The 19,403-nt window shown below is 57.5% G+C and carries 21 protein-coding genes; 14 read left to right on the forward strand and 7 right to left on the reverse strand.

The genetic code is table 11. The features are described from left to right. Window positions 1–104: 104 nt before the first annotated feature. The 6 genes from R2A130_RS18490 to R2A130_RS10395 all read left to right on the forward strand — a co-directional run bounded on the left by R2A130_RS18490 (window position 105) and on the right by R2A130_RS10395 (window position 5,428). Window positions 105–302 carry a hypothetical protein gene (locus R2A130_RS18490; RefSeq protein ID WP_156798475.1) on the forward strand — a complete coding sequence of 66 codons (198 nt, stop codon included), beginning with the start codon at window positions 105–107 and terminating at the stop codon, window positions 300–302. A gap of 65 nt (window positions 303–367) precedes the next feature. Continuing rightward, window positions 368–1,093 carry a L,D-transpeptidase gene (locus tag R2A130_RS10375; protein WP_040305770.1) on the forward strand — a complete coding sequence of 242 codons (726 nt, stop codon included), beginning with the start codon at window positions 368–370 and terminating at the stop codon, window positions 1,091–1,093. Between the two features lie 91 nt (window positions 1,094–1,184). Continuing rightward, a complete protein-coding gene (locus R2A130_RS10380; RefSeq protein ID WP_009758002.1) occupies window positions 1,185–2,684 on the forward strand; it encodes a CoA-acylating methylmalonate-semialdehyde dehydrogenase in 1,500 nt (499 codons plus the stop codon). 123 nt (window positions 2,685–2,807) lie between these two features. Beyond that, window positions 2,808–3,734, forward strand: coding sequence for an N-acetylmuramidase domain-containing protein (locus R2A130_RS18695; RefSeq protein WP_009758003.1), 927 nt, complete (start codon window positions 2,808–2,810; stop codon window positions 3,732–3,734). 42 nt (window positions 3,735–3,776) lie between these two features. Continuing rightward, window positions 3,777–4,415, forward strand: a complete 639-nt coding sequence (locus R2A130_RS10390) for a bifunctional 4-hydroxy-2-oxoglutarate aldolase/2-dehydro-3-deoxy-phosphogluconate aldolase (protein ID WP_009758004.1) — start codon at window positions 3,777–3,779, stop codon at window positions 4,413–4,415. Between the two features lie 14 nt (window positions 4,416–4,429). Then, window positions 4,430–5,428 (forward strand): TRAP transporter substrate-binding protein, encoded by a 999-nt coding sequence (locus R2A130_RS10395; protein WP_009758005.1) that lies wholly within the window; start codon window positions 4,430–4,432, stop codon window positions 5,426–5,428. 3 nt (window positions 5,429–5,431) lie between these two features. Here the strand turns inward: R2A130_RS10395 and R2A130_RS10400 are convergent, their stop codons facing one another. Next, complete coding sequence (locus R2A130_RS10400; RefSeq protein ID WP_009758006.1) at window positions 5,432–6,613, reverse strand: pyridoxal phosphate-dependent aminotransferase; 1,182 nt, start codon at window positions 6,611–6,613, stop codon at window positions 5,432–5,434. Window positions 6,614–6,652: 39 nt separating this feature from the next. On the opposite strand from R2A130_RS10400, the gene R2A130_RS10405 reads away from it, so the two are divergent. From R2A130_RS10405 to denD, 3 genes are read left to right on the forward strand one after another with little or no spacing between them, the layout of a single operon-like run. Then, entirely contained in the window at window positions 6,653–7,393 is a 741-nt protein-coding gene (locus R2A130_RS10405) for a GNAT family N-acetyltransferase (protein ID WP_083804300.1), read from the forward strand. Next, window positions 7,390–8,148, forward strand: a complete 759-nt coding sequence (locus R2A130_RS10410) for an SDR family oxidoreductase (RefSeq protein ID WP_009758008.1) — start codon at window positions 7,390–7,392, stop codon at window positions 8,146–8,148. The genes R2A130_RS10405 and R2A130_RS10410 overlap by 4 nt, the downstream gene beginning before the upstream one ends. A 10-nt stretch (window positions 8,149–8,158) precedes the next feature. Further along, complete coding sequence (denD, locus tag R2A130_RS10415) at window positions 8,159–9,127, forward strand: D-erythronate dehydrogenase (protein ID WP_009758009.1); 969 nt, start codon at window positions 8,159–8,161, stop codon at window positions 9,125–9,127. Between the two features lie 3 nt (window positions 9,128–9,130). Here denD and R2A130_RS10420 read toward each other — a convergent pair whose 3' ends face one another. Continuing rightward, a complete protein-coding gene (locus R2A130_RS10420) occupies window positions 9,131–10,138 on the reverse strand; it encodes a LacI family DNA-binding transcriptional regulator (protein WP_009758010.1) in 1,008 nt (335 codons plus the stop codon). A 136-nt stretch (window positions 10,139–10,274) separates the two neighbouring features. Between R2A130_RS10420 and R2A130_RS10425 the strand changes: the two genes are divergently transcribed. The 5 genes from R2A130_RS10425 to R2A130_RS10445 all read left to right on the forward strand — a co-directional run bounded on the left by R2A130_RS10425 (window position 10,275) and on the right by R2A130_RS10445 (window position 15,671). Beyond that, complete coding sequence (locus R2A130_RS10425; RefSeq protein ID WP_009758011.1) at window positions 10,275–11,618, forward strand: 8-oxoguanine deaminase; 1,344 nt, start codon at window positions 10,275–10,277, stop codon at window positions 11,616–11,618. Next, entirely contained in the window at window positions 11,615–12,346 is a 732-nt protein-coding gene (locus R2A130_RS10430; RefSeq protein WP_009758012.1) for a creatininase family protein, read from the forward strand. Before R2A130_RS10425 ends, R2A130_RS10430 begins: the two co-directional genes overlap by 4 nt. A gap of 79 nt (window positions 12,347–12,425) precedes the next feature. Further along, window positions 12,426–13,496 (forward strand): GTP-binding protein, encoded by a 1,071-nt coding sequence (locus R2A130_RS10435; protein ID WP_009758013.1) that lies wholly within the window; start codon window positions 12,426–12,428, stop codon window positions 13,494–13,496. Further along, window positions 13,496–14,482, forward strand: coding sequence for a WD40 repeat domain-containing protein (locus R2A130_RS10440; RefSeq protein WP_009758014.1), 987 nt, complete (start codon window positions 13,496–13,498; stop codon window positions 14,480–14,482). Before R2A130_RS10435 ends, R2A130_RS10440 begins: the two co-directional genes overlap by 1 nt. 16 nt (window positions 14,483–14,498) lie before the next feature. Next, window positions 14,499–15,671 (forward strand): amidase, encoded by a 1,173-nt coding sequence (locus tag R2A130_RS10445; protein WP_009758015.1) that lies wholly within the window; start codon window positions 14,499–14,501, stop codon window positions 15,669–15,671. Here R2A130_RS10445 and R2A130_RS10450 read toward each other — a convergent pair. The 5 genes from R2A130_RS10450 to R2A130_RS10470 are packed head-to-tail and all read right to left on the reverse strand — an operon-like array spanning window position 15,668 to window position 19,080. Then, window positions 15,668–16,642, reverse strand: coding sequence for an NAD(P)-dependent oxidoreductase (locus R2A130_RS10450; protein WP_009758016.1), 975 nt, complete (start codon window positions 16,640–16,642; stop codon window positions 15,668–15,670). The genes R2A130_RS10445 and R2A130_RS10450 overlap by 4 nt on opposite strands. A gap of 27 nt (window positions 16,643–16,669) precedes the next feature. Beyond that, window positions 16,670–17,005 (reverse strand): nitrile hydratase accessory protein, encoded by a 336-nt coding sequence (locus tag R2A130_RS10455; RefSeq protein ID WP_009758017.1) that lies wholly within the window; start codon window positions 17,003–17,005, stop codon window positions 16,670–16,672. After that, the gene (gene nthB, locus R2A130_RS10460) at window positions 16,992–17,672 is read right to left on the reverse strand and encodes a nitrile hydratase subunit beta (RefSeq protein ID WP_009758018.1); all 681 of its coding nucleotides are present in this window, start codon (window positions 17,670–17,672) and stop codon (window positions 16,992–16,994) included. Before nthB ends, R2A130_RS10455 begins: the two co-directional genes overlap by 14 nt. After that, on the reverse strand, window positions 17,669–18,310 hold the full coding sequence (gene nthA / locus R2A130_RS10465; RefSeq protein WP_009758019.1) for a nitrile hydratase subunit alpha: 642 nt from the start codon (window positions 18,308–18,310) through the stop codon (window positions 17,669–17,671). The genes nthB and nthA overlap by 4 nt, the downstream gene beginning before the upstream one ends. Next, window positions 18,307–19,080: a gamma-glutamyl-gamma-aminobutyrate hydrolase family protein gene (locus R2A130_RS10470; protein WP_040305626.1), complete on the reverse strand. Its 774-nt coding sequence runs from the start codon at window positions 19,078–19,080 to the stop codon at window positions 18,307–18,309. The genes nthA and R2A130_RS10470 overlap by 4 nt, the downstream gene beginning before the upstream one ends. Window positions 19,081–19,403 lie beyond the last annotated feature (323 nt).

Genomic DNA, 19,403 nt, shown 5'->3' on the forward strand with positions numbered 1-19,403 from the left:
TGCCATCAGATAACGTGCGTAACAAATGGTATAGAAATCCTGTGGTAATTACCTCTGACGATGTTGGACGGCAGGTAGTGTGGCGCGGCGTTGGAATACCATTCGTGAAATTCGTTCTCACTGCTGATGAGGGAGCAACGTGCGCCCCGTCTGGCGTCGTGCTAGCAACTGCCAAGACACATGAACGTATGGCCGGTATATCGGTGCCGATGGGTCGCAGACGTTTGGTCGTACAATGCAACGGTGCAATCAAAGCGCTTTTCCCGCAAGGCTTGCAGTTGGATGATTTCGATATCCTTTAACGCTACCCCTTCGTAACTACTCATTGACCATGATGTGAGATCATCCTGCCCTCTCAAGAGTGTGGATTACAACAATGAACAATGCGATCAGGCGACGCGAGTTTTTGGCAGTTGCAGGTGCGGGGCTTCTCGTGTCGGGGTGCAACAGCTCAAATTTTGACACGATGACAACTTCTGGCATTGATCGCATGTCCACCGGCTCCATCGGCGCACACCAGATACGCCCTGCCATCGGCGTCGATGCTAATCTTCGTTCTGCTGGCAAAATGTACGGCGAAATACGCGACGGCGAGCATCTGCTGGCAGCCGTGCCCCACGATAAAATGGACCCGCGTTTCCGACGCCAGCGCGTCGTGAACAAGACTGGCATGCCGCCTGGCACCATCGTCGTCAGCCCCCATCAGCATCACGCATGGTATGTCTTGAGCAATGACGAGGCGGTTCGATACGGCGTGGGTGTCGGCAAAGCGGGTTTCGAATGGCAGGGTGATGCTGTCATCGCCCGCAAGGCGCAATGGCCGCGCTGGACGCCACCTGCAGAAATGATCCAGCGCCGTCCTGACCTGGTAAAATTCGCCGGTGGTCAGGAAGGCGGAATCGACAACCCGCTGGGAGCGCGCGCACTTTATCTGTTCGCCGATGGTCGCGACACGCTGTACCGCCTGCACGGAACACCGGAGTGGGACTCCATCGGAAAGTCCATGTCATCCGGCTGCATCCGGTTTTTGAATCAGGACATCATCGACCTCTACAACCGCGTTCCCAATGGTACACGTGTCCGCGTGATCTGATCGGGCTTTCGGCTTTTATTCAACAGGCTTTCGCCTGGGATTGCCTTCGGCTACACCGCTTCCACGATCATTTTCGGGAGGCGGTAGCGCCATGAACACCATTCCACATTATATCGGCGGCAAGCGCGTCGAAGGCACGTCCGGTCGCTCCGCTGACGTTTTCAATCCGGCCACCGGCGAAGTGCAAGCACAGGTGCCGTTGGCCTCTGCCGATGAGCTGAATGCTGCCATCGAAAACGCCAAACAGGCACAGCCTGCCTGGGGTGCTACAAACCCGCAAAAGCGCGCACGCGTCATGATGAAATTCGTCGACCTGCTGCACCGCGATATGGATAAGCTGGCCGAAGCGCTGTCCCGCGAACACGGCAAGACGATCCCAGATGCCAAGGGTGACGTGATCCGTGGTCTGGAAGTTGCAGAATACTGCATCGGTGCACCGCAAATGCTGAAGGGCGAATTTTCCGAAGGTGCTGGCCCCGGCATCGACATGCATTCGGTCAAGCAGCCGCTCGGCGTTGCAGCCGGCATCACGCCATTCAATTTCCCGGCCATGATCCCGATGTGGAAATTCTGCCCAGCCATCGTGTGCGGTAACGCCTTCATTTTGAAGCCGTCCGAGCGTGACCCGTCCGTGCCGTTGATGTTGGCCGAATTGATGAGCGAAGCCGGTCTGCCGGATGGTATTCTCAACGTCGTCCACGGCGATAAGGAAGCGGTGGATGGCATTCTCGATCATCCTGATATCATGGCTGTCGGTTTCGTCGGTTCAACGCCGATTGCCGAATATGTTTATACCCGTGGTTGCGCCAACGGTAAGCGTGTTCAGTGCTTCGGCGGCGCGAAAAACCATATGATCATCATGCCAGACGCCGACATGGACCAGACCGTCGATGCGCTGATCGGTGCAGGCTACGGTGCTGCTGGCGAACGCTGCATGGCGATTTCTGTTGCCGTTCCTGTTGGTGAAGACACCGCCAACCGTCTGATGGAAAAACTAGCCCCCCGCGTCGAAGCGCTGAAGATCGCGCCTTACACCGCAGGCGATGATGCCGACTTCGGACCGCTGGTCACGAAAGAAGCCTACACCCGCGTGAAGGGCTACATCGACAAGGGCGTCGAAGAGGGCGCAGACCTTGTTATCGATGGCCGTGATTTCTCCATGCAGGGCTACGAAGACGGCTACTTTATGGGCGCATGCCTGTTCGACAACGTCACCAAAGATATGACCATCTATAAGGAAGAGATATTCGGCCCCGTGCTCTCAGTCGTCCGCGCCAAGGATTATGAAGAAGGTCTCGACCTCGCCATGAGCCACGAATACGGCAACGGCGTAGCAATCTTCACCCGCGATGGCGATGCAGCGCGTGACTTCGCCAGCCGCGTCAATATCGGGATGGTGGGCATCAATGTGCCGATTCCGGTGCCGCTGGCCTATTACACATTCGGTGGCTGGAAACGCTCAGGGTTCGGTGATTTGAACCAGCACGGCCCGGACGCCTTCAAATTCTATACGCGCACGAAAACCATCACGTCGCGCTGGCCTTCCGGCATCAAGGAAGGTGCGGAATTCTCGATCCCCACCATGGAGTGATCGAGCCGACATAGTCGGGAATGCAAAATTGAACGCTGGGCGGGGGCAAGATGAAAATCTTGTCCCCGCTCTCGTTCCAGCCCTCATCATGGCCGCCACCGCACTATATCCTTGAGGCCGCCCATGTTCGACGACGCCACCATCATCGCAATTTCTGAAATCGCAGAACGCTTGAATTGTCATCCCGCCGCTCTTTTGGCGGTGGTTGAAGTTGAATCAGGAGGACGCACAGGGGCGACAGTGCGAGGCCGCTTTCAGCCGCTCATCCGCTTTGAAGGGCACTACTTCGACCGCTTTTTGAAGGGCGATGTTTTGGAAACCGCGCGGTTGGCAGGGTTGGCGGATCGCAAGGCCGGTGCCATCAAAAATCCGCGTTCCCAATCGGCTCGCTGGGACATGCTGGACCGCGCAATCTCCATCGACCGCACGGCAGCGCTCTCATCGTGCTCTTGGGGTATGGGGCAAGTGATGGGCTCGCATTGGCAGTGGCTCGGTTACGGCTCTGTGGACGCGCTGGTGGCGGAAGCCCGCAGCGGTATTGCAGGGCAGGTCGAACTGATGGTCCGCTACATCGAGCGCGCAAAAATTTCAGACGCTTTGCGAACCTGCGATTGGCATCGTTTCGCCCGCATCTACAATGGTCCGGCTTATGCAAAGCACGGCTACCACACACGCATGGCCGCAGCGCACCGCCGCTGGATGCGTAAACTGGCAACCGCAGATACAGCCGAACGCGATGTGCTTAAATTCGGTGACCGAGGCCCTCGCGTAAAACAGCTGCAGGACCAGTTGAAAAACGCCGGATACATGGTCGTAAGCGATGGTATTTTTGGTCTCGATACGGATAAGGAATTGCGAAATTTCCAACGCGATAATGGGTTTGCGATTTCCGGCATGGTGGGACACGCAGAATGGGCCAAGCTCGGCGGTTCCACTGCCATTGCTGCTGTCGTGAAGCAGGCATTACCTAAGGTCAAAGTGCCCCGTTGGTGGACCAGTGCGTCACAGCGTTTGGCCAATCTGCTTTCCAAGGCCCGCGCCATCACCTAAGAGTGCGCCCGATAAATCAAAAACGCCGATGCGGACGTTCCTATGAAATCGAAAAATGAAAAGCTGGCAGAGATCATCGCCCTGTCGCCGGTTATACCGGTGGTGCAATTTGATGATGCCGATCAGGCTGTAGAAACGGCTAACGCGTTGGCGGCGGGCGGAATCCCTATCGTCGAGATCACACTCCGCACAAAGCGTGCTCTGGAATGCATCGAAGCTGTCGTTAAGCGCACCAAGGGCATCGTTGTGGGTGTTGGCACTGTGAACACACCTGAGCTGATGACCGACGTATTGGACATCGGTGTTGGATTTATGGTGTCGCCAGGCACGACGCAAGACCTGTTAACCGCTGCCAGCAAAACCCAAACACCTTTGTTGCCGGGCGTGGCAACGGTGAGCGAAGCCATGGCGCTTATGGCCGAAGGCTACCGCTACGCGAAATTCTTCCCCGCTGGCCCTGCCGGTGGACCAAGCTATCTGAAATCCATCGCGCCGGTTTTGCCCAAGCTGACCTTCTGCCCCACCGGCGGACTGACCGCCGACAACGCACCGGACTATCTTGCAGCGGCCAATGTTGGTTGTGTGGGTGGTTCATGGGTCGCGCCGACCTCGAAAATCGAAGCAGGCGATTGGGCCGGAATCACCGCGCTTGCGTCGCAGGCTGCCGCACTCGCTCGCTGAGGTTTCACCAGGATATGTTGCGACGAAGTGCTCTCACTCTCTTTTGCCTTTTCGCATCAATCGGCGCGGCATTTGCCAATTGTGCTGATGGCGAAAAAAAGCTGCGGCTTGGGGTAACCAAACTGATTGCTGGTTCCGATTTGCAGCGCGGTAGCGCAACGGTGAAAGAGCGGGTTGACCGCAATCTCCAAGGTCGATTTTGCCTCGACGTGTTGGAAGATGACAACAGTTTTGCAAGTGACGTCGCGATGTCTGGTCTGCAGGAAGGTGCTGCAGAAATGGTGCTTGTCGATTTGGGGCAACTTGGTCGGTTTGTGACGGTGGCGCAGGCCTATCGCTTGCCGTTTGCCTTTCGTCACGAGCGTGCGCTGACAAAGTTTCAGACTGCAAGCAATCCGGCGCTCAATGAAGTGCTGAAGAGCAACGGCGCATTTGTGCTTGCCAATCTTGTGCAACCATCCGTGCATTTCGGTGCGCGCAAACCACTGTTTGAGCCGTCTGACATGGCGGGTGCGAAAGTCCGCACCCCAGAAGCGGGCAATCTGTCCCGACCTCGCCTCAGGCCGCTTGATGCTGTGCCACAAGCGCCCAGCGATGCAGGTATTGTCGAAGACCTGAAGGCCGGTCGCGTTGATATTGTCGAAGCGTCTTGGAGCGAATTGCAGAAGCTGGCCGATGCCAAGATGATCACCCACGCTTTGGAAAGCCACCACCTCGCAGGTGGCTATGCCCTTCTCGTGTCTAACAAGTGGTGGGAAGGCCAGAGCGATGAGCTGCGCAAGGAACTATCAGCGCTGTTCAAAGAAGCTGTGCAACAGGCCAGCTTTCGCATCGCAAATGCGGATCGCAACGCCCGTAACATAGCTTTGGCGGCAGGGCTCGATGTTCGCATTCTCACCGATGGACAGCGTAACCGTTGGATCGCGCGGATGAGCGATTTGTGGGGCGATTTCCGCGCCTCTAACCCGCCTGCCGTTGTCGATGCTTTGGAAAGTGCCAACCGCGATTTTTAGATATTAGCCCTCCAAATGGGTCGCGATGCGATCCAATGCGCGCGAAATATTATCCTCGGAATTTGCGTAGGACAGGCGAATGTAACCTTCGCCCAAGATACCGAAATCCGGTCCACCAATGGTTGCCACACCCTGTTGCTCCAGCAATTCGCTTGCCAGCTCTTTTGCTTTGCGGCCTGTGCCGCTGATATTGGGGAAAGCGTAAAACGCTCCCTTGGGCGTCGCGCAGCTTACACCTGGCAGCGTGTTGGCGCGTTCGACTACGAGCTTCCGACGACGGTCAAAAGCCGTCATCATGTCGGTTACCGCGTCTTGTGGTCCTTCGATGGCGGCGATACCGGCGTATTGTGATGGTGCGTTAACGCAAGACCAGGCGTTCACCGCAAGCTTGCGGACGTTTTCGAAAAGCGCATCTGGCCAGATCGACCACCCCATACGCCAACCTGTCATGGCCCACGTTTTCGACCAGCCGTTCAACACGATTAACCTGTCGCGGATTTCCGGAAACTGAAGCAGCGAGACATGCTCCACATCGTTATAGGTCATCACGTCGTAGATCTCGTCGGACATAATAACGGCGTTCGGGAAGGCCTCTAGTCCAGCCACCAGTTTTGCGATTTCTGCCCGCGGAGTGACGCCGCCGGTGGGGTTGGCGGGAGAATTCAAAATGATGAGACGTGTTTTGTCGTTCACCAGCGAAAGTGCTTCTTCGCCTGAGAACGCAAAACCGTTCTCTTCACGCACCGGAATCGGCACCGGCGTTGCGCCGGTGAATTCGATCATCGAGCGGTAGATCGGGAAGCCCGGGTCAGGGTAGCAAATCTCTGCACCCGGTTCGCCCATCATTAGAATCGCGGCAAACATGGTCACCTTGCCGCCGGGCATGATGCACACGCGCTCCGGCGAAACCTCGACGCCTGTTGTGTCCAACGTGCGCTGCGCCACCGCTTCGCGAAGTGGCAAAATGCCGGTCGCGGGCGTGTAGCCGTGGTGCCCGTCACGCAGGGCTTTCACCGCCGCTTCAACAATGTGTTCCGGTGTTGGAAAGTCGGGCTGACCGATTCCCAGATTGATGACATCCATACCCTTGGCTTCAAAGTGCGGGGTAAGTTCAGCGGCGCGAGCCAGCACAGCGAAGGCATTTTCTTCACCGATCCGGTCGAAACCGGCAATGGTCTTGATCATGGGGACAACTTGACGTTCAACGTTGGCGATACGCCCTTCATGTCGCGCAATGGCGGCTTGGGCAAGCTGGGAGGCGCCCTTCAATTGACAGCCGATCTCGCCGACTGGACGCCGCGTCCTGCGCCGCACAATGGCTGCATGGCCGGACGCACCGTTCACATTCGCCCCTTCGACAGAACCAATGATCCGGCAGACTTGTGGGAAGCGTTCGGCGGTGACGGCGAAGGTGAGGGCACAGCCAACCATCACTTGCGTTACTTCGGTTGGCCGCTCCTTGCCGATGCGGATGCGTTCGGACACCAGTTTCATGATGCTGTTTTCGCTGGCGCGTGGTCACCATGCACATTCTGCCTATCCGGTAGCGACCGTGCTGTTGGTATGGCGAGTTACATGCGATCAGATCCTAGAAACGGCGTCACCGAAGTTGGTTGCGTCGGTCATGGCGCCGCTATGGCGGGCACAGCTGCTGCAACAGAAGCCCATTACCTGATGGCGAAACGCGTGTTCGATGATCTCGGCTATCGCCGCTACGAGTGGAAGTTGAACGCCGCCAACCAAAGTTCTCACCGCGCAGCAAAGCGCCTCGGCTTCACATTTGAAGGCACATTTCGACAGTTACTGGTCACGCCCCGTGGCAATCGTGACACGGCGTGGTACGCCATGGTGGACCATGAATGGCCGATCGTAAAAGCAGTCTTTGAGGCATGGCTGTCGCCTGATAATTTCGATAGCGGTGGTCGTCAGATCAAAACACTGGAAGACATCAGGAGCGCATCATGAGCGGACGTTTGAATGGCAAGACGGCATTGGTAACAGCAGCCGGGCAAGGCATAGGTCGTGCCATCGCGCAAATGTACGCCAATGAAGGCGCGAAGGTCGTTGCCACTGATCTCAACGTCGACCTGCTCACCGGCTTTACGGGTGATGTCACCGCGCACGAGCTGAACGTGCGCGACACGGCAGCGGTAAATGCCGCTGCGGCAGAAATCGGTCCGGTACAGATCCTCGCCAATATCGCAGGCTTCGTGCACCACGGTTCGGTGTTGGAATGTGATGAGGACGCTTTCGATTTCTCTTTCGATCTCAACGTAAAGTCCATGCATCGCACAATTGCGGCTTTCCTGCCCGGGATGCTGGAAAGCGCTGAGGGCGGTAACCTTGGCTCCATCATCAACATGGCCTCCGGCGCATCTTCGTTGAAAGGCGCACCGAACCGTTATGTTTATGGCGCGTCGAAAGCCGCTGTTATTGGCCTGACGAAATCGGTGGCTGTTGATTTCATTCGCAAGGGCGTTCGTTGCAACGCCATTTGCCCCGGCACGGTGCGTTCACCGTCTTGGGAAAACCGCGTAGCCGAATTAGGCAAAGAGGTCGGCAGCACAGAAAAAGCGATGGAAATGTTCGTCTCCCGCCAGCCTATGGGCCGTGTTGGCGAGGCTGATGAAATTGCTGCTCTGGCCACATATCTTGCAGGCGATGAATCCGGTTTCACCACCGGTGTCGCCATTCCCATCGACGGCGGCTGGACGCTTTAAGGATCAACACATGAAAATTCTCGTCCTAGGCGCTGCCGGAATGGTGGGCCGCAAGCTCATCGAAAAATTGCTGGAAACCGGAACGCTGCGCGGCGAAACGGTCGATGCCATTCACGCGTTCGACGTGGTCGAACCTTTGTTCGACGACGCCCGCGTGACGGTGCAGGCTGGTAACATCACAGACGCTTCGACGGTTGATGCGATGGTCGATGCAAAGCCTCACGTCATCTTCCACCTTGCCGCAATCGTATCCGGCGAGGCCGAAGCCGATTTCGAGAAGGGCTACAGCATCAATCTTGGCGGTACGAATAATCTGTTCGATGCCATCGTTTCCCGTGAAGGATATGTTCCGCGCGTCGTCTATGCGTCTTCTATCGCCGTCTTCGGTGCTCCATTCCCAGACACCGTTGCGGACGACTTCCATCTCACACCGCTCACTTCATACGGCACACAAAAGGCCATCGGCGAACTCCTTCTAGCTGATTATACCCGCAAGGGGCACATGGACGGCGTTGGTATTCGCCTACCCACCATCGTCGTTCGCCCCGGTAAGCCCAATGCTGCTGCATCGGGCTTTTTCTCCAACATCATCCGCGAACCACTTGTTGGTGAAGCAGCCAACCTGCCGGTCGATGATGATGTGATGCACTGGATGGCAAGCCCACGTTCTGCCGTGCATTTCTGCGTTCATGCTGCCGAGGTCGATGGCGAAAAGGTCGGCCCGCGCCGCAACCTTTCCATGCCCGGTCTTGCGATCACTACGGGTGAGATGGTCGATGCTCTGCGAAACTATGCTGGTGATGAAGTCGCCAACCGCGTGACGCGCAAGCCGGATGCGACGATCAAAGCTATTGTTGATAATTGGCCGCGACGTTTCGATGCCAGCCGTGCGGAATCGCTTGGTTTCAAGGCAGAAGCGAAATTCGACGATTTGATCGCAGCTCATGTGGAAGATGAGCTGGGCGGTAAAATCGGCTGACGGTTAGCTTCGTTCGTTTACCGAAGCGCGTTCCATCAGTGAGGGTTTCACCAACACCGCCTCGGTGGAACATTCTTCTTTTTTGATCTTGGAATAGAGGGCTCGCGCAGCCAGCTTCCCGATTTCGCCATGCCCGTCGTCCACCGTGGTAAGCGGAGGGAACGCGATGGCAGCTTCGGTGATGTTGTCATAACCTGTGACCGCGATATCGCGGCCCGGTTCCAGACCGGCAGCGCGCAAACCGTGCATCACGCCCAGCGCTACGGTGTCCGAACAGCAAGCGACGGCGTCAGGAGCAGGGCCATTTGCCAACAGCTTGGTCACCGCTTCGTAGCCCGCACGACGGTCGTAGGGTGTTTCAAAATCTTCACGCTGTGGCAGCGGCAGGCCTGCTTTCTCAAATGCTTGTGCAAAACCTGCTCGACGCGCCCGGCCTGTGGAGGTCAAACGCGTACCGCCGATCAGTGCGATGTCACGGTGACCTTTTGAGATCAGATGCGACGTTACCAACTCGAAGCCGGTGACATCGTCGCCCAAAAATGCGGGAACGCCTGCGTCTTCGACTGTGCGCGCCACCAGCGTGACGGGCAGGCCATTTTCTTCGATTTTGCGAATATCTTCTGCGGATGTTCCGACAGAAGGCGACATGATCACGCCATCGGCACCGAACTGCATGAGCGTCGAGATGAAATCTTCCTGCAGCGCAATATCATCACCGTGATTGCACAGCAAAAATGTCTGCCTGTTTTCGCTCAATTCCGCTTCGATGGAACCAAGAATCTCTGCAAAAAAGGGATTGATGATGTCACGCACCAATACGCCGACAATATCTGACCGCTGCGTTCGCAGGCTGGCTGCGCGCCGGTCATAAACATAGCCGATCTCTTTGGCGCGCCTTTTTATACGCTCCGTGGTTGCGGCTGCAACAAGCGGGGAATCACGTAGAGCGAGCGACACCGTAGCGGTGGACACTCCCAAATCATCAGCGATGGTCGTCAAGGTTACCTTCATGAAAGTCCAGCCGGCTTTTCATCGTTACGAACACCGTAACCATTTGGCGCGCCACGGCAAAGCATCTGCTTTATCTTTCCTGTCCATCCCCATAAGTTGACGGTCGAATATCGCAAACATTCAGCGGAAGATATCGATGCGGCTTTGGATCAAAAACCCCATGTCAATTTTGGCAAGCGGCGCAGAGGGCGGCGTCGTGGTGGAGGGAAGCCGCATTGTCGAACTGGTGGCTCAAGGCCGGGAGCCGTCTGCACCGGTGGATCGCACTTTCGATGCGTCTCGCCATGTTGTGTTGCCGGGCCTCATCAACACTCACCACCATTTTTTCCAAACGCTGACCCGCGCCCACCCGGCGGCCATCAACAAGGAACTCTTTCCGTGGCTGAAGGCGCTCTACCCGATTTGGGCGCGCAACGTGAAGCCGGAGGCGTTTCGCCTCGCCACGCGACTGGCGCTGACGGAGCTGCTCATGAGTGGCTGCACCACAGTGTCCGACCACCAGTATCTCTTCCCCGACGGGCTGGAGAACGCGATGGACATTCAGGTCGAGGAAGCCGCCCGTCTCGGTATGCGGATGACTGTTACCCGTGGCTCCATGAGCTTGAGCGAGAAAGACGGCGGCCTGCCACCGGACTCTATCGTGCAGGACGATGACACGATTCTGGCCGACTGCGAACGGGTGCTGAACAAATATCACGACCGCTCCGATGGCTCGATGTTGCAGGTTGCCCTTGCCCCTTGCGCGCCGTTCACCGTCACCAAACGTCTCATGACCGAGACGATGGAACTCGCCCACAAGCACGACTGCACTTGCCACACGCATCTGGGTGAGACGGTGGATGAAAACGACTATTGCCTCGAGCATTTCGGTTGCCGCCCTGTCGACTATCTCGATGAGCTGGGCTGGATGAACGACCGCGTTTGGCTGGCCCACGGCATCCACTTCAATGATGATGAAGTGCAGCGCTTGGGCAAGCACGGTGTCGGCGTTTGCCATTGCCCGACTTCCAACATGACGCTGGCATCCGGGCAGTGCCGTACGAAGGAGTTGGAAGCTGCCGGTTCGCCTGTGGGCTTGGGCGTGGACGGCTCCGCGTCCAACGACAACTCCAATCTGATGGAAAGCGTCCGCCACGCGCTGATGATAAACCGCCTTACCTACGACGCTGAGTCCATCACCCATTTCGATGCGTTCCGCTGGGCCACAGAAGGTTCGGCAAAATGCCTGAACCGCGATGACATCGGCAAGATTGCTGTGGGCAAACAGGCCGACCTGTCATTCTACACGCTGGACGAGTTGCGCTTTTCCGGCGCTGGCGACCCGCTTGCGGCACTGGTGCTTTGTGGTGCCCATTCCGCCGACCGCGTCATGGTCGCAGGCGAATGGAAAGTGGAAGACGCCAATCCGGTCAACATGGATATCGTGCGCTTACGCCACGAGCACGGCGCTGCGGCCAAAGCGTTTCTGGAAACCATTTGAGCAACGCCGCAATCACGATCATTCCGCTGGGCGCACACGAGCAGCACGGACCTCATCTCCCGTTCGAAACCGATGCCCTTATCGCATCCGGCGTGATGCAACGCACGTTGGCAAAAGCTGCGGACTTGAACCTGCACGTCATGCCCGCAGAACCGGTGGGATATTCGCCTGAACACATGCGCTTCGAGGGCAGCCGCACGCTGGGGTGGAGCGAAGCGATCATCCGATGGATCGGGCTCGGCGAGCAAGCTATCGCTGATGGTTCCGACCGCATCGTCTTCATGAACGCCCATGGCGGCAACGTGCCTCTGGTGCAGATCGTGTGTCAGGAACTGCGCTCGCGCCATGCGGTGCTTGCGGTTTCGACGAAATGGGACCGGTTTACTCGCGGTTACGGTATCGTTTCCCAAAGCGAGGAAGCGTTGGGCATTCATGGCGGCGAGATTGAAACTGCGGTCATGCTCGCGCTACATCCAGAGCTTGTGGATATGTCGAAAGCCGTCGATTTCCCCAACCTTCAATCGCGCCTGACAGGTCCGCACCTGCGCGCCTACGGGCCGCATTCATTCGGCTGGATGATGGGCGATCTCAACCCCGATGGCGTTGCGGGCAATTCTGCTGCGGCGACAGCAGAAACAGGCGAGAAACTTCTGGATATCGCATCCGATGGATTGCTGGCTTTGCTGCACGAAGTCGCTGACTTCGACCTGTCTTTGTTGAAGGATTGAGCGCCCACCCGTTGCGGTCGCACCCATCCAACGCCATATCCTGAGACGACCGCCCAAGCCGACCGAAGGAACCGCTATCATGTCCGCACCTGACCTCACCCCTGTCACCGTTCTCACCGGCTACCTCGGCGCGGGCAAGACGACTCTCCTCAACCGAATTCTGTCTGCCGACCACGGCAAGAAATTCGCGGTTATCGTCAATGAGTTCGGTGAAATCGGTATCGACAATGATCTGATCGTGGAGTCCGACGAGGAAATCTACGAGATGAACAACGGCTGCGTGTGTTGCACCGTGCGTGGCGACCTTGTGCGCGTGGTGCAAAACTTGTTGCGCCGTAAGGGTCGCTTCGACGGCATCATCGTGGAAACCACAGGCCTCGCGGACCCTGCACCGGTCGCTCAAACATTCTTTATGGACGAAGACGTGAGGGCCAAAGCGCGTCTCGATGCGGTTGTTGCGCTGGTCGATTCCCGCCATTTCCCCCAGACGCTGAAAGACGCACCGGAGGCCGAAGATCAGGTGGCTTTCGCCGATGTGGTGGTGCTGAACAAAACCGATCTCGTGGACGAAGCGGAGATCGAAAAACTGCGCGCGACCGTCCGGTCCATCAATCCGCATGCGGTCATCCACACGGCTGAACGTTCGGAAGTTGCGCTGGATGTTGTGTTGGATCGCGGCGCATTCGATCTCGACCGCATCCTGGAAAATGATCCTCACTTTCTGCATGCAAATGATCACGACCATGCCGACCATGAATGCAGCCCTGCCTGCGATCACCATGGTCACGATCATGGCCATAATCATGATCACGCAAAGCTTGATGGCAGCACCCACGACACCAGCGTCACCTCGATTTCTCTTCGCGGCGGAGAACTGAACCACACGCTGTTCTTCCCTTGGATCAACAAACTTACGCAGGTGGATGGTGCCGATATTCTACGCCTCAAGGGCATCGTTGCTTTCGCTGATGATGCTGACCGCTACGTGGTTCAGGGCGTGCACATGATTGTCGAGGGCGACCACCAGCGCCCGTGGCGTGATGATGAACCGCGCGAATCCCGCATGGTGTTCATCGGTCGTAATCTCGACCGCGAGAAGATTGAACGCTCGTTCCGCGCCTGCGAAGTGAAGCAGCCGGTAGCCGCCTGATGTCGACTGTTGCGCCGTATGATTTCGACGAGCCAGTCGTATGGGCAGGCTTCGTCGATGGTGAAGCCTGCTATGCTGTAGCCGATGGAACCGTGCATTTCCCGGTCGCTAAAAATGAACCTATGCAGGCCCACGACGGGTTGCTCTGCGCTACGTCTGCCTTGGACGGAAAATCACTTTTGACCGGCGGTGAAGATGGTCGGGTTGCCCGCGTCACCCAGCAAGGCGTGGAGTTGATCGCCGAGGAAACCGGCAAGTGGATCGACACGATTGCAGCAGGCCCACGCGGCGCATGTGCGTTTGCTGCGGGGCGTTCGGTGTGGATTGCAGACGAAGGGTCGGTAAAGCGTATCGACCACGAACGTGCTGTAGAAGGCCTTGCGTTCGCGCCCAAAGGCGTTCGCATTGCAGCCGCACGTTATAACGGCGTTTCGCTCCATTGGGGCGCCGGTGGGGATGTTTCAGAACTGCATTGGGATGGCGCTCACACCGGAGTTTCTTTCTCGCCGGACGGGAAATACATAGTAACCACCATGGCTGAAAACGCGTTGCACGGCTGGCGCTTGGACCAGTTGAAAGCTGGTTCCAAACCGGAAGATGGCGGCCATATGCGGATGAGCGGTTACCCCGCCAAACCCAAAAGCATGTCTTGGTCGAAAAAGGGCACCTGGCTTGCATCGTCCGGCGCTCAAGCTGCCATCTGCTGGCCTTTTGCAGGCAAGACCGGCCCGCAGGGGAAAGCACCGAAAGAGCTTGGGACGCGGGGCGATGCCCTCGTGATGCAGGTGGCGTTTCACCCGGTCGAGGATGTCGTTGCCGTTGGTTATAACGATGGCATGGTCGCTGCAGTCAGGGTGGAAGACGCACACGAAGCTCTCCTTCGCCGCTCTGGTAATGGCGAAATCACGTCATTGAACTGGGATGAAAAGGGCGACCGCCTTGCCTTCGGTACGGCCAACGGGGAAGCTGGCCTTATCGCGATTTGAACTGGCTACGACCCGCATGAAAAACCCTGAATTGAACGCATGGTGTAACTACGAACACGCAAAGGTTCCACACGCTGAAACCGGCCCGCTCGCTGGTTTGAAACTGGCGGTGAAGGATATCTATCAGGTGGCCGGTTACCCCAACGGCTGGGGGTCGCCGACGCGGCTGGTCGAAGCGGAAGTCGACACTGAAACTCAATCTGTGATCCAGCAGATGTTGGACGCTGGCATCGAGGTTGCAGGCAAAAGCCAATGCGAAGAACTGTGTTTTTCGCTCACCGGTATCAACAAGCACTATGGCGCACCTGTTAACGCTGCTGCTCCTGATCGGGTAACGGGCGGTTCGTCCTCCGGCTCCGCATCGCTGGTTTCTGCAGGCGTTGTCGAAGTTGCAACAGGATCCGACACCGGCGGTTCTGTGCGTGGACCGGCCAGCTATTGCGGCCTCATCGGCCTACGCCCCACCTATGGACGCTTGTCGCTAGATCGCACCATGCCGTTGGCTGACAGCTACGATTGCTTCGGTTGGTTCACGAAGGATGGTGAAACGTTCGGCAAGGTCGCGGATGTGGTGTTGGGTGAGGATGCGGACGACACCAAATTGCGCCGTCTTATCGCCGTGCCGGAACTCGACGCCCAGCTGCTCGGTGATGATGACTATCTAGCCTATGCCAAAGGCGCAGAAATTATCGAAAAGCACTTCGATGACGAACGCCATTTCGAGCCGTTGCCTTTCGATCTGGAAGAAGCCTATTGGGCTTTCCGCGTATGTCAGGCTTATGAAGCGTGGCAATCGCTTGGTCCGTGGATCGAGAAGAACAAGCCGCAACTCGGCCCCGGCGTGAAAGAACGCTTCGAGTTCGGAGCATCTATCACGAAGGCCGATTTCGAGAAACAGGTTCCCAAGCGTCTGGAATGCCGCCTGGCGCTCGAAGAACTGATAGGGTCAGACGGCCTTCTCGTCATGCCCACCATGCCGAGCTGCGCGCCGCTAAAGAATGAATCGGAGGAAACCCTTCAGGCCTTCCGTGAGCGCGCGCTGCGATTGCTGTGCTTGTCGGGTAATTCGGGTCTGCCGCAAATCACCTTGCCGCTGGCGACGGTGCATGGCGCGCCTCTCGGCGTCAGCATCATTGGCCCGCGCGGCAGTGATCGACGTTTGGTGCGGATTGCCGAAGCGCTGGTTTAGCGCCGGTTGCGCGGCACCACTTCGTAGCCTGTTTCTTCCGGTTCATCGTCGGTCATTTCTGCCGGAAAGCCATCGGCCAGAACACTCTGACCGGTCGCGTCCTCCAAACGACGGATGATGTTTGGAGACAATTCGCGAGGGCCGTAACGGGCTTCGCCGTCCTTGAAAATGTCCACGATTGCGGGGGAAAGCTCCAGCGGCACGCCATTATCTTCGGCTATTTTCTGAAATAGCCCGATATCTTTGGAAACAAGGTCCATGGTGAAGGAAATATCGCGCGATCCGTTGAGAATGATCTGTCCTTCCGTCTCCGCCACGAAGCTGGTGCCGGAGGAAATCGTGATCGCCTCGTAGGTGGTGGCAAGGTCCAAACCGGCAGCCTGCATCGTCGTCATGGCTTCACAAATCGAGATCAGATTCACGGTCGCCAGATAGTTTGTCATCACTTTTAATTTGGACGCGGTGCCGATTGGGCCGGTGTGCAAAACGCGACGGCCTAACGTTGTCAGCAACGGCAACATGCGGTCGAAAACATCGCGGTCGCAGCCGGCGAAAATCGAAATGTTACCGGTGGCAGCGCGGTGGCAACCGCCGGAGACGGGGCACTCGATAGCGGACGCGCCGGTTGCCTCGACCAGCTTCGCAAGCCGCGCGACTTCGCTTTCGTCGGTGGTGGACATTTCGGCCCAGATTTTACCGTCGCTCAAACCTTCCAGCAAACCACCTTCGCCCTCCACAACTGCAGCGCAGGCGGCTGGCGAGGGTAGGCATGTTATGGTGACATCGCATTCCCGCGCCATCTGTGCCGGGCTTTCCGCAAACTGTGCACCTTGTGCGATAAACGGTTCTGCAGCTTCACGGTCAAGATCGCGAACCCATGTGGTGAAGCCATTTCGAAGCAATGAACCGGCGAGTTTGCCACCGACATTTCCCAGCCCGATGAAGCCGACGATGAGGTCTGGTTTGGTCATGGACGGTCTCTAATTCAGTTGGGACAATTATTGCGGGTCGAGGACGATGGCTTCGCCGTGGGGCGTGCGAGCTGCGGCCTCGTGCCAAGCCTTTTCCCGCGTTTGAACTGCATCGCGGTCGGCTATGCGCTTGGTGTCCAGCAACGTTTCAAGCGCAGCGCACCAGTGGCGGTAGTAAGGAAGATCAGTTCCCGAATGAATTTGCGCAGAAAGTGCTGCTGCCCACTCATCCCAAGTAAAGACATCGCGTTGGTGCAGCGCCACGACCATAGCAAAAGCCTGCGCTTCCCATGGTTCACGGAAAACCGGCTCGCCATCATGCAGTTCGATCCCGTCGAGCGCTGCAATATCAGCCGCGCTCAAGATAAGGCTCCCACAGGTCTAGTGTTACGCTATCGCGCGGGTTGCAGTCGTCGCCCCAAAGCTCCCGCGCTGAAAAGCGAATTTGGTAGAGCCATTGCGGGTCTTCGCCCTTGCCGTGTGCACCCAAGGCGTTGCTGTCGGGAAAGACATGAAAGCCTAAAATGGCGGTAACAACGCCAGCCTTACCACGTGCATAGCGGGGCAGACGGGTGTGGCTTTCGGGGTGAATGTTGATGGTTTGCACGTTGTCGCCCACGGCAAAACCGGCACTACGATCCGCAGGTCGATCAACCGGTCCACCAGCTTGTAACGCAGCAGCAACGTCTTCGCGGGCAAGTCGTTTGCGGATGGGTTGTGGCTGCGAAATCATGCGTCCCGCTTCCAGCTCGTCTGTCGTTATCATCTGCCGTTCCAGCAGCAGCTTTTGGGCAGCCTCCAGCCAGATGCGGTAGTACGGAAAGCGCATGTAGTCGGCGGGCGGCAGGCTCTCGCGGGCGAAGCGGGATTGGTCGAGGTTCCATTTTCCAGCAGCACCAATTGCCACGATCATGCCCAGGACACGGGGTTCCCAGTCGGCATGAAACAAGGGATCTAATGCAGATGCTTCAGCGCTGTCGACAACAGGGCCAAAGCCCATCATGCCGCCAAGATCGGCCCCGCCGTTCATGCAGCCACCGGCTTTGCGGCCAAGGTGGTGCCGATCATGGAGTCGCGGGACACGCAGGCCATCAATTGCTCTTCGGACCATCCGTCCGTGCCATCGGGCCTGGCAGGGATGACGAGATAGCGGGTCTCTGCGGTCGAGTCGTGAACCTCGACACCGACGTTGTCTAGCAAGTCTGTTCCAAATTCAGCCAGGACACCACGCGGGTCGATCACAGCGCGGGAGCGGTAGGGCGGTGACTTGTACCAAGTCGGTGGCAGGCCGAGCACGCTCCACGGGTAGCATGAGCACAATGTGCAAACGACCATGTGATGCGTCTCATCATCGTTGAAGACGGCGACCATGTGTTCGCCCTGTCGGGAGATATAGCCGAGGGAATGAATGGCAGCGGTAGCGTCCCGCTTCAGCCAATCGGCGAAGTCCGGTTCCAGCCATGCCTTTGCCACGACATGTGCGCCATTGCGCGGGCCGATCCGCGTTTCATAGGTCTCGATGATTTCGTCCACTGCCGCGCTGTCGAGATAGCCTTTTTCAACCAACAGGCTTTCAAGCGCACGAACGCGGGCGTCCATCTCGCTCAAATGCGAATGATCGTCATCACCGTGATCATGCCCGTGGCTATGGTCGTGATTGCCGCTCACGCCGCCACCGATGCAGCGCCAGTTTTAGAATGCATGTAGGCACGGGAAGCATCGCCGAAAGCCGCTAGAACTTTGTTGGAAGCTGTGTCGGTCGCGGCCCAATATTCTGGATGCCATTGCACGCCGACAACCCAGCCCGGTGCGCTTTCAACGGTGACAGCTTCGATGGTGCCATCTGCCGCCATGGCTTCAACAACTATGTTGCGACCGAGTTCATCCAACGCCTGCGTATGAAGTGAATTCACTTGCGGCGGTGCGCCTTGTAGAATGCCCTCGAGGCAAGAACCGGCAGCGACCTTTACGCTGTGAGCCAGTGCGAACCGTTCATCCATCGTGCCTTCCCAAGGGTAGCCATGGCCTTCGATATTGCGGTTCTTCTGGAAAGCTGCAGTGATCGACCCGCCTAGAGCGACGTTCAATTCCTGAATGCCACGGCAGATGGCAAGAAGCGGCACACCGCGTTCGATGGCACGACGAATAAGGGGCAGGGTGGTTGCGTCCCGTGCGGGATCGAAAGGTTCGTGATCTTCCGTCGGTATCACGCCGTAATGGCTGGGATGCACGTTAGAGCGTGACCCGGTGACCAACACGCCGTCGGCACGGTCCAGCGCATCATCGATATCCAACCTGTCGGCGAGGCTGGGCAGGGCCAGCGGCAACGCGCCGGATACGTTGGCGACGGCATCAATGTAAGGCGAGGGCACGGCGTGCCACATATATGGATCGACCTGTTTATAGTCTGTCGTCACCAAAACGAGTGGTTTTGCCATGAATTTTCGTCCTGCAGGGCCGCAAACGTGATGCGGCGTTTCATTTTGCGACCTTAGACCGCCAAAACGCTCAAGCGAAAGACATGTTTGCGCCATTTCAACAATTCGCGAACGGTCTCAATTTTTCTCTCAATCGATTGAGAGGGCGCAGATGGCCTTGCGATATGCCGACATTTGTTCTGTAAGGAATGTCACTGGGAGGTGCGGCACAACTTGTCGCGGTCAGACTGTTGGACATTTTCCAACCGTCATGACCGTCTTGTCTGAAACTCCCGGTACTAACAACGGATCGTGGGCCAAAGCCTGCGGACGCAATGGGAGAC

This window comes from Ahrensia sp. R2A130, from assembly GCF_000179775.1.
Taxonomy (GTDB): Bacteria; Pseudomonadota; Alphaproteobacteria; order Rhizobiales; family Rhizobiaceae; genus Pseudahrensia.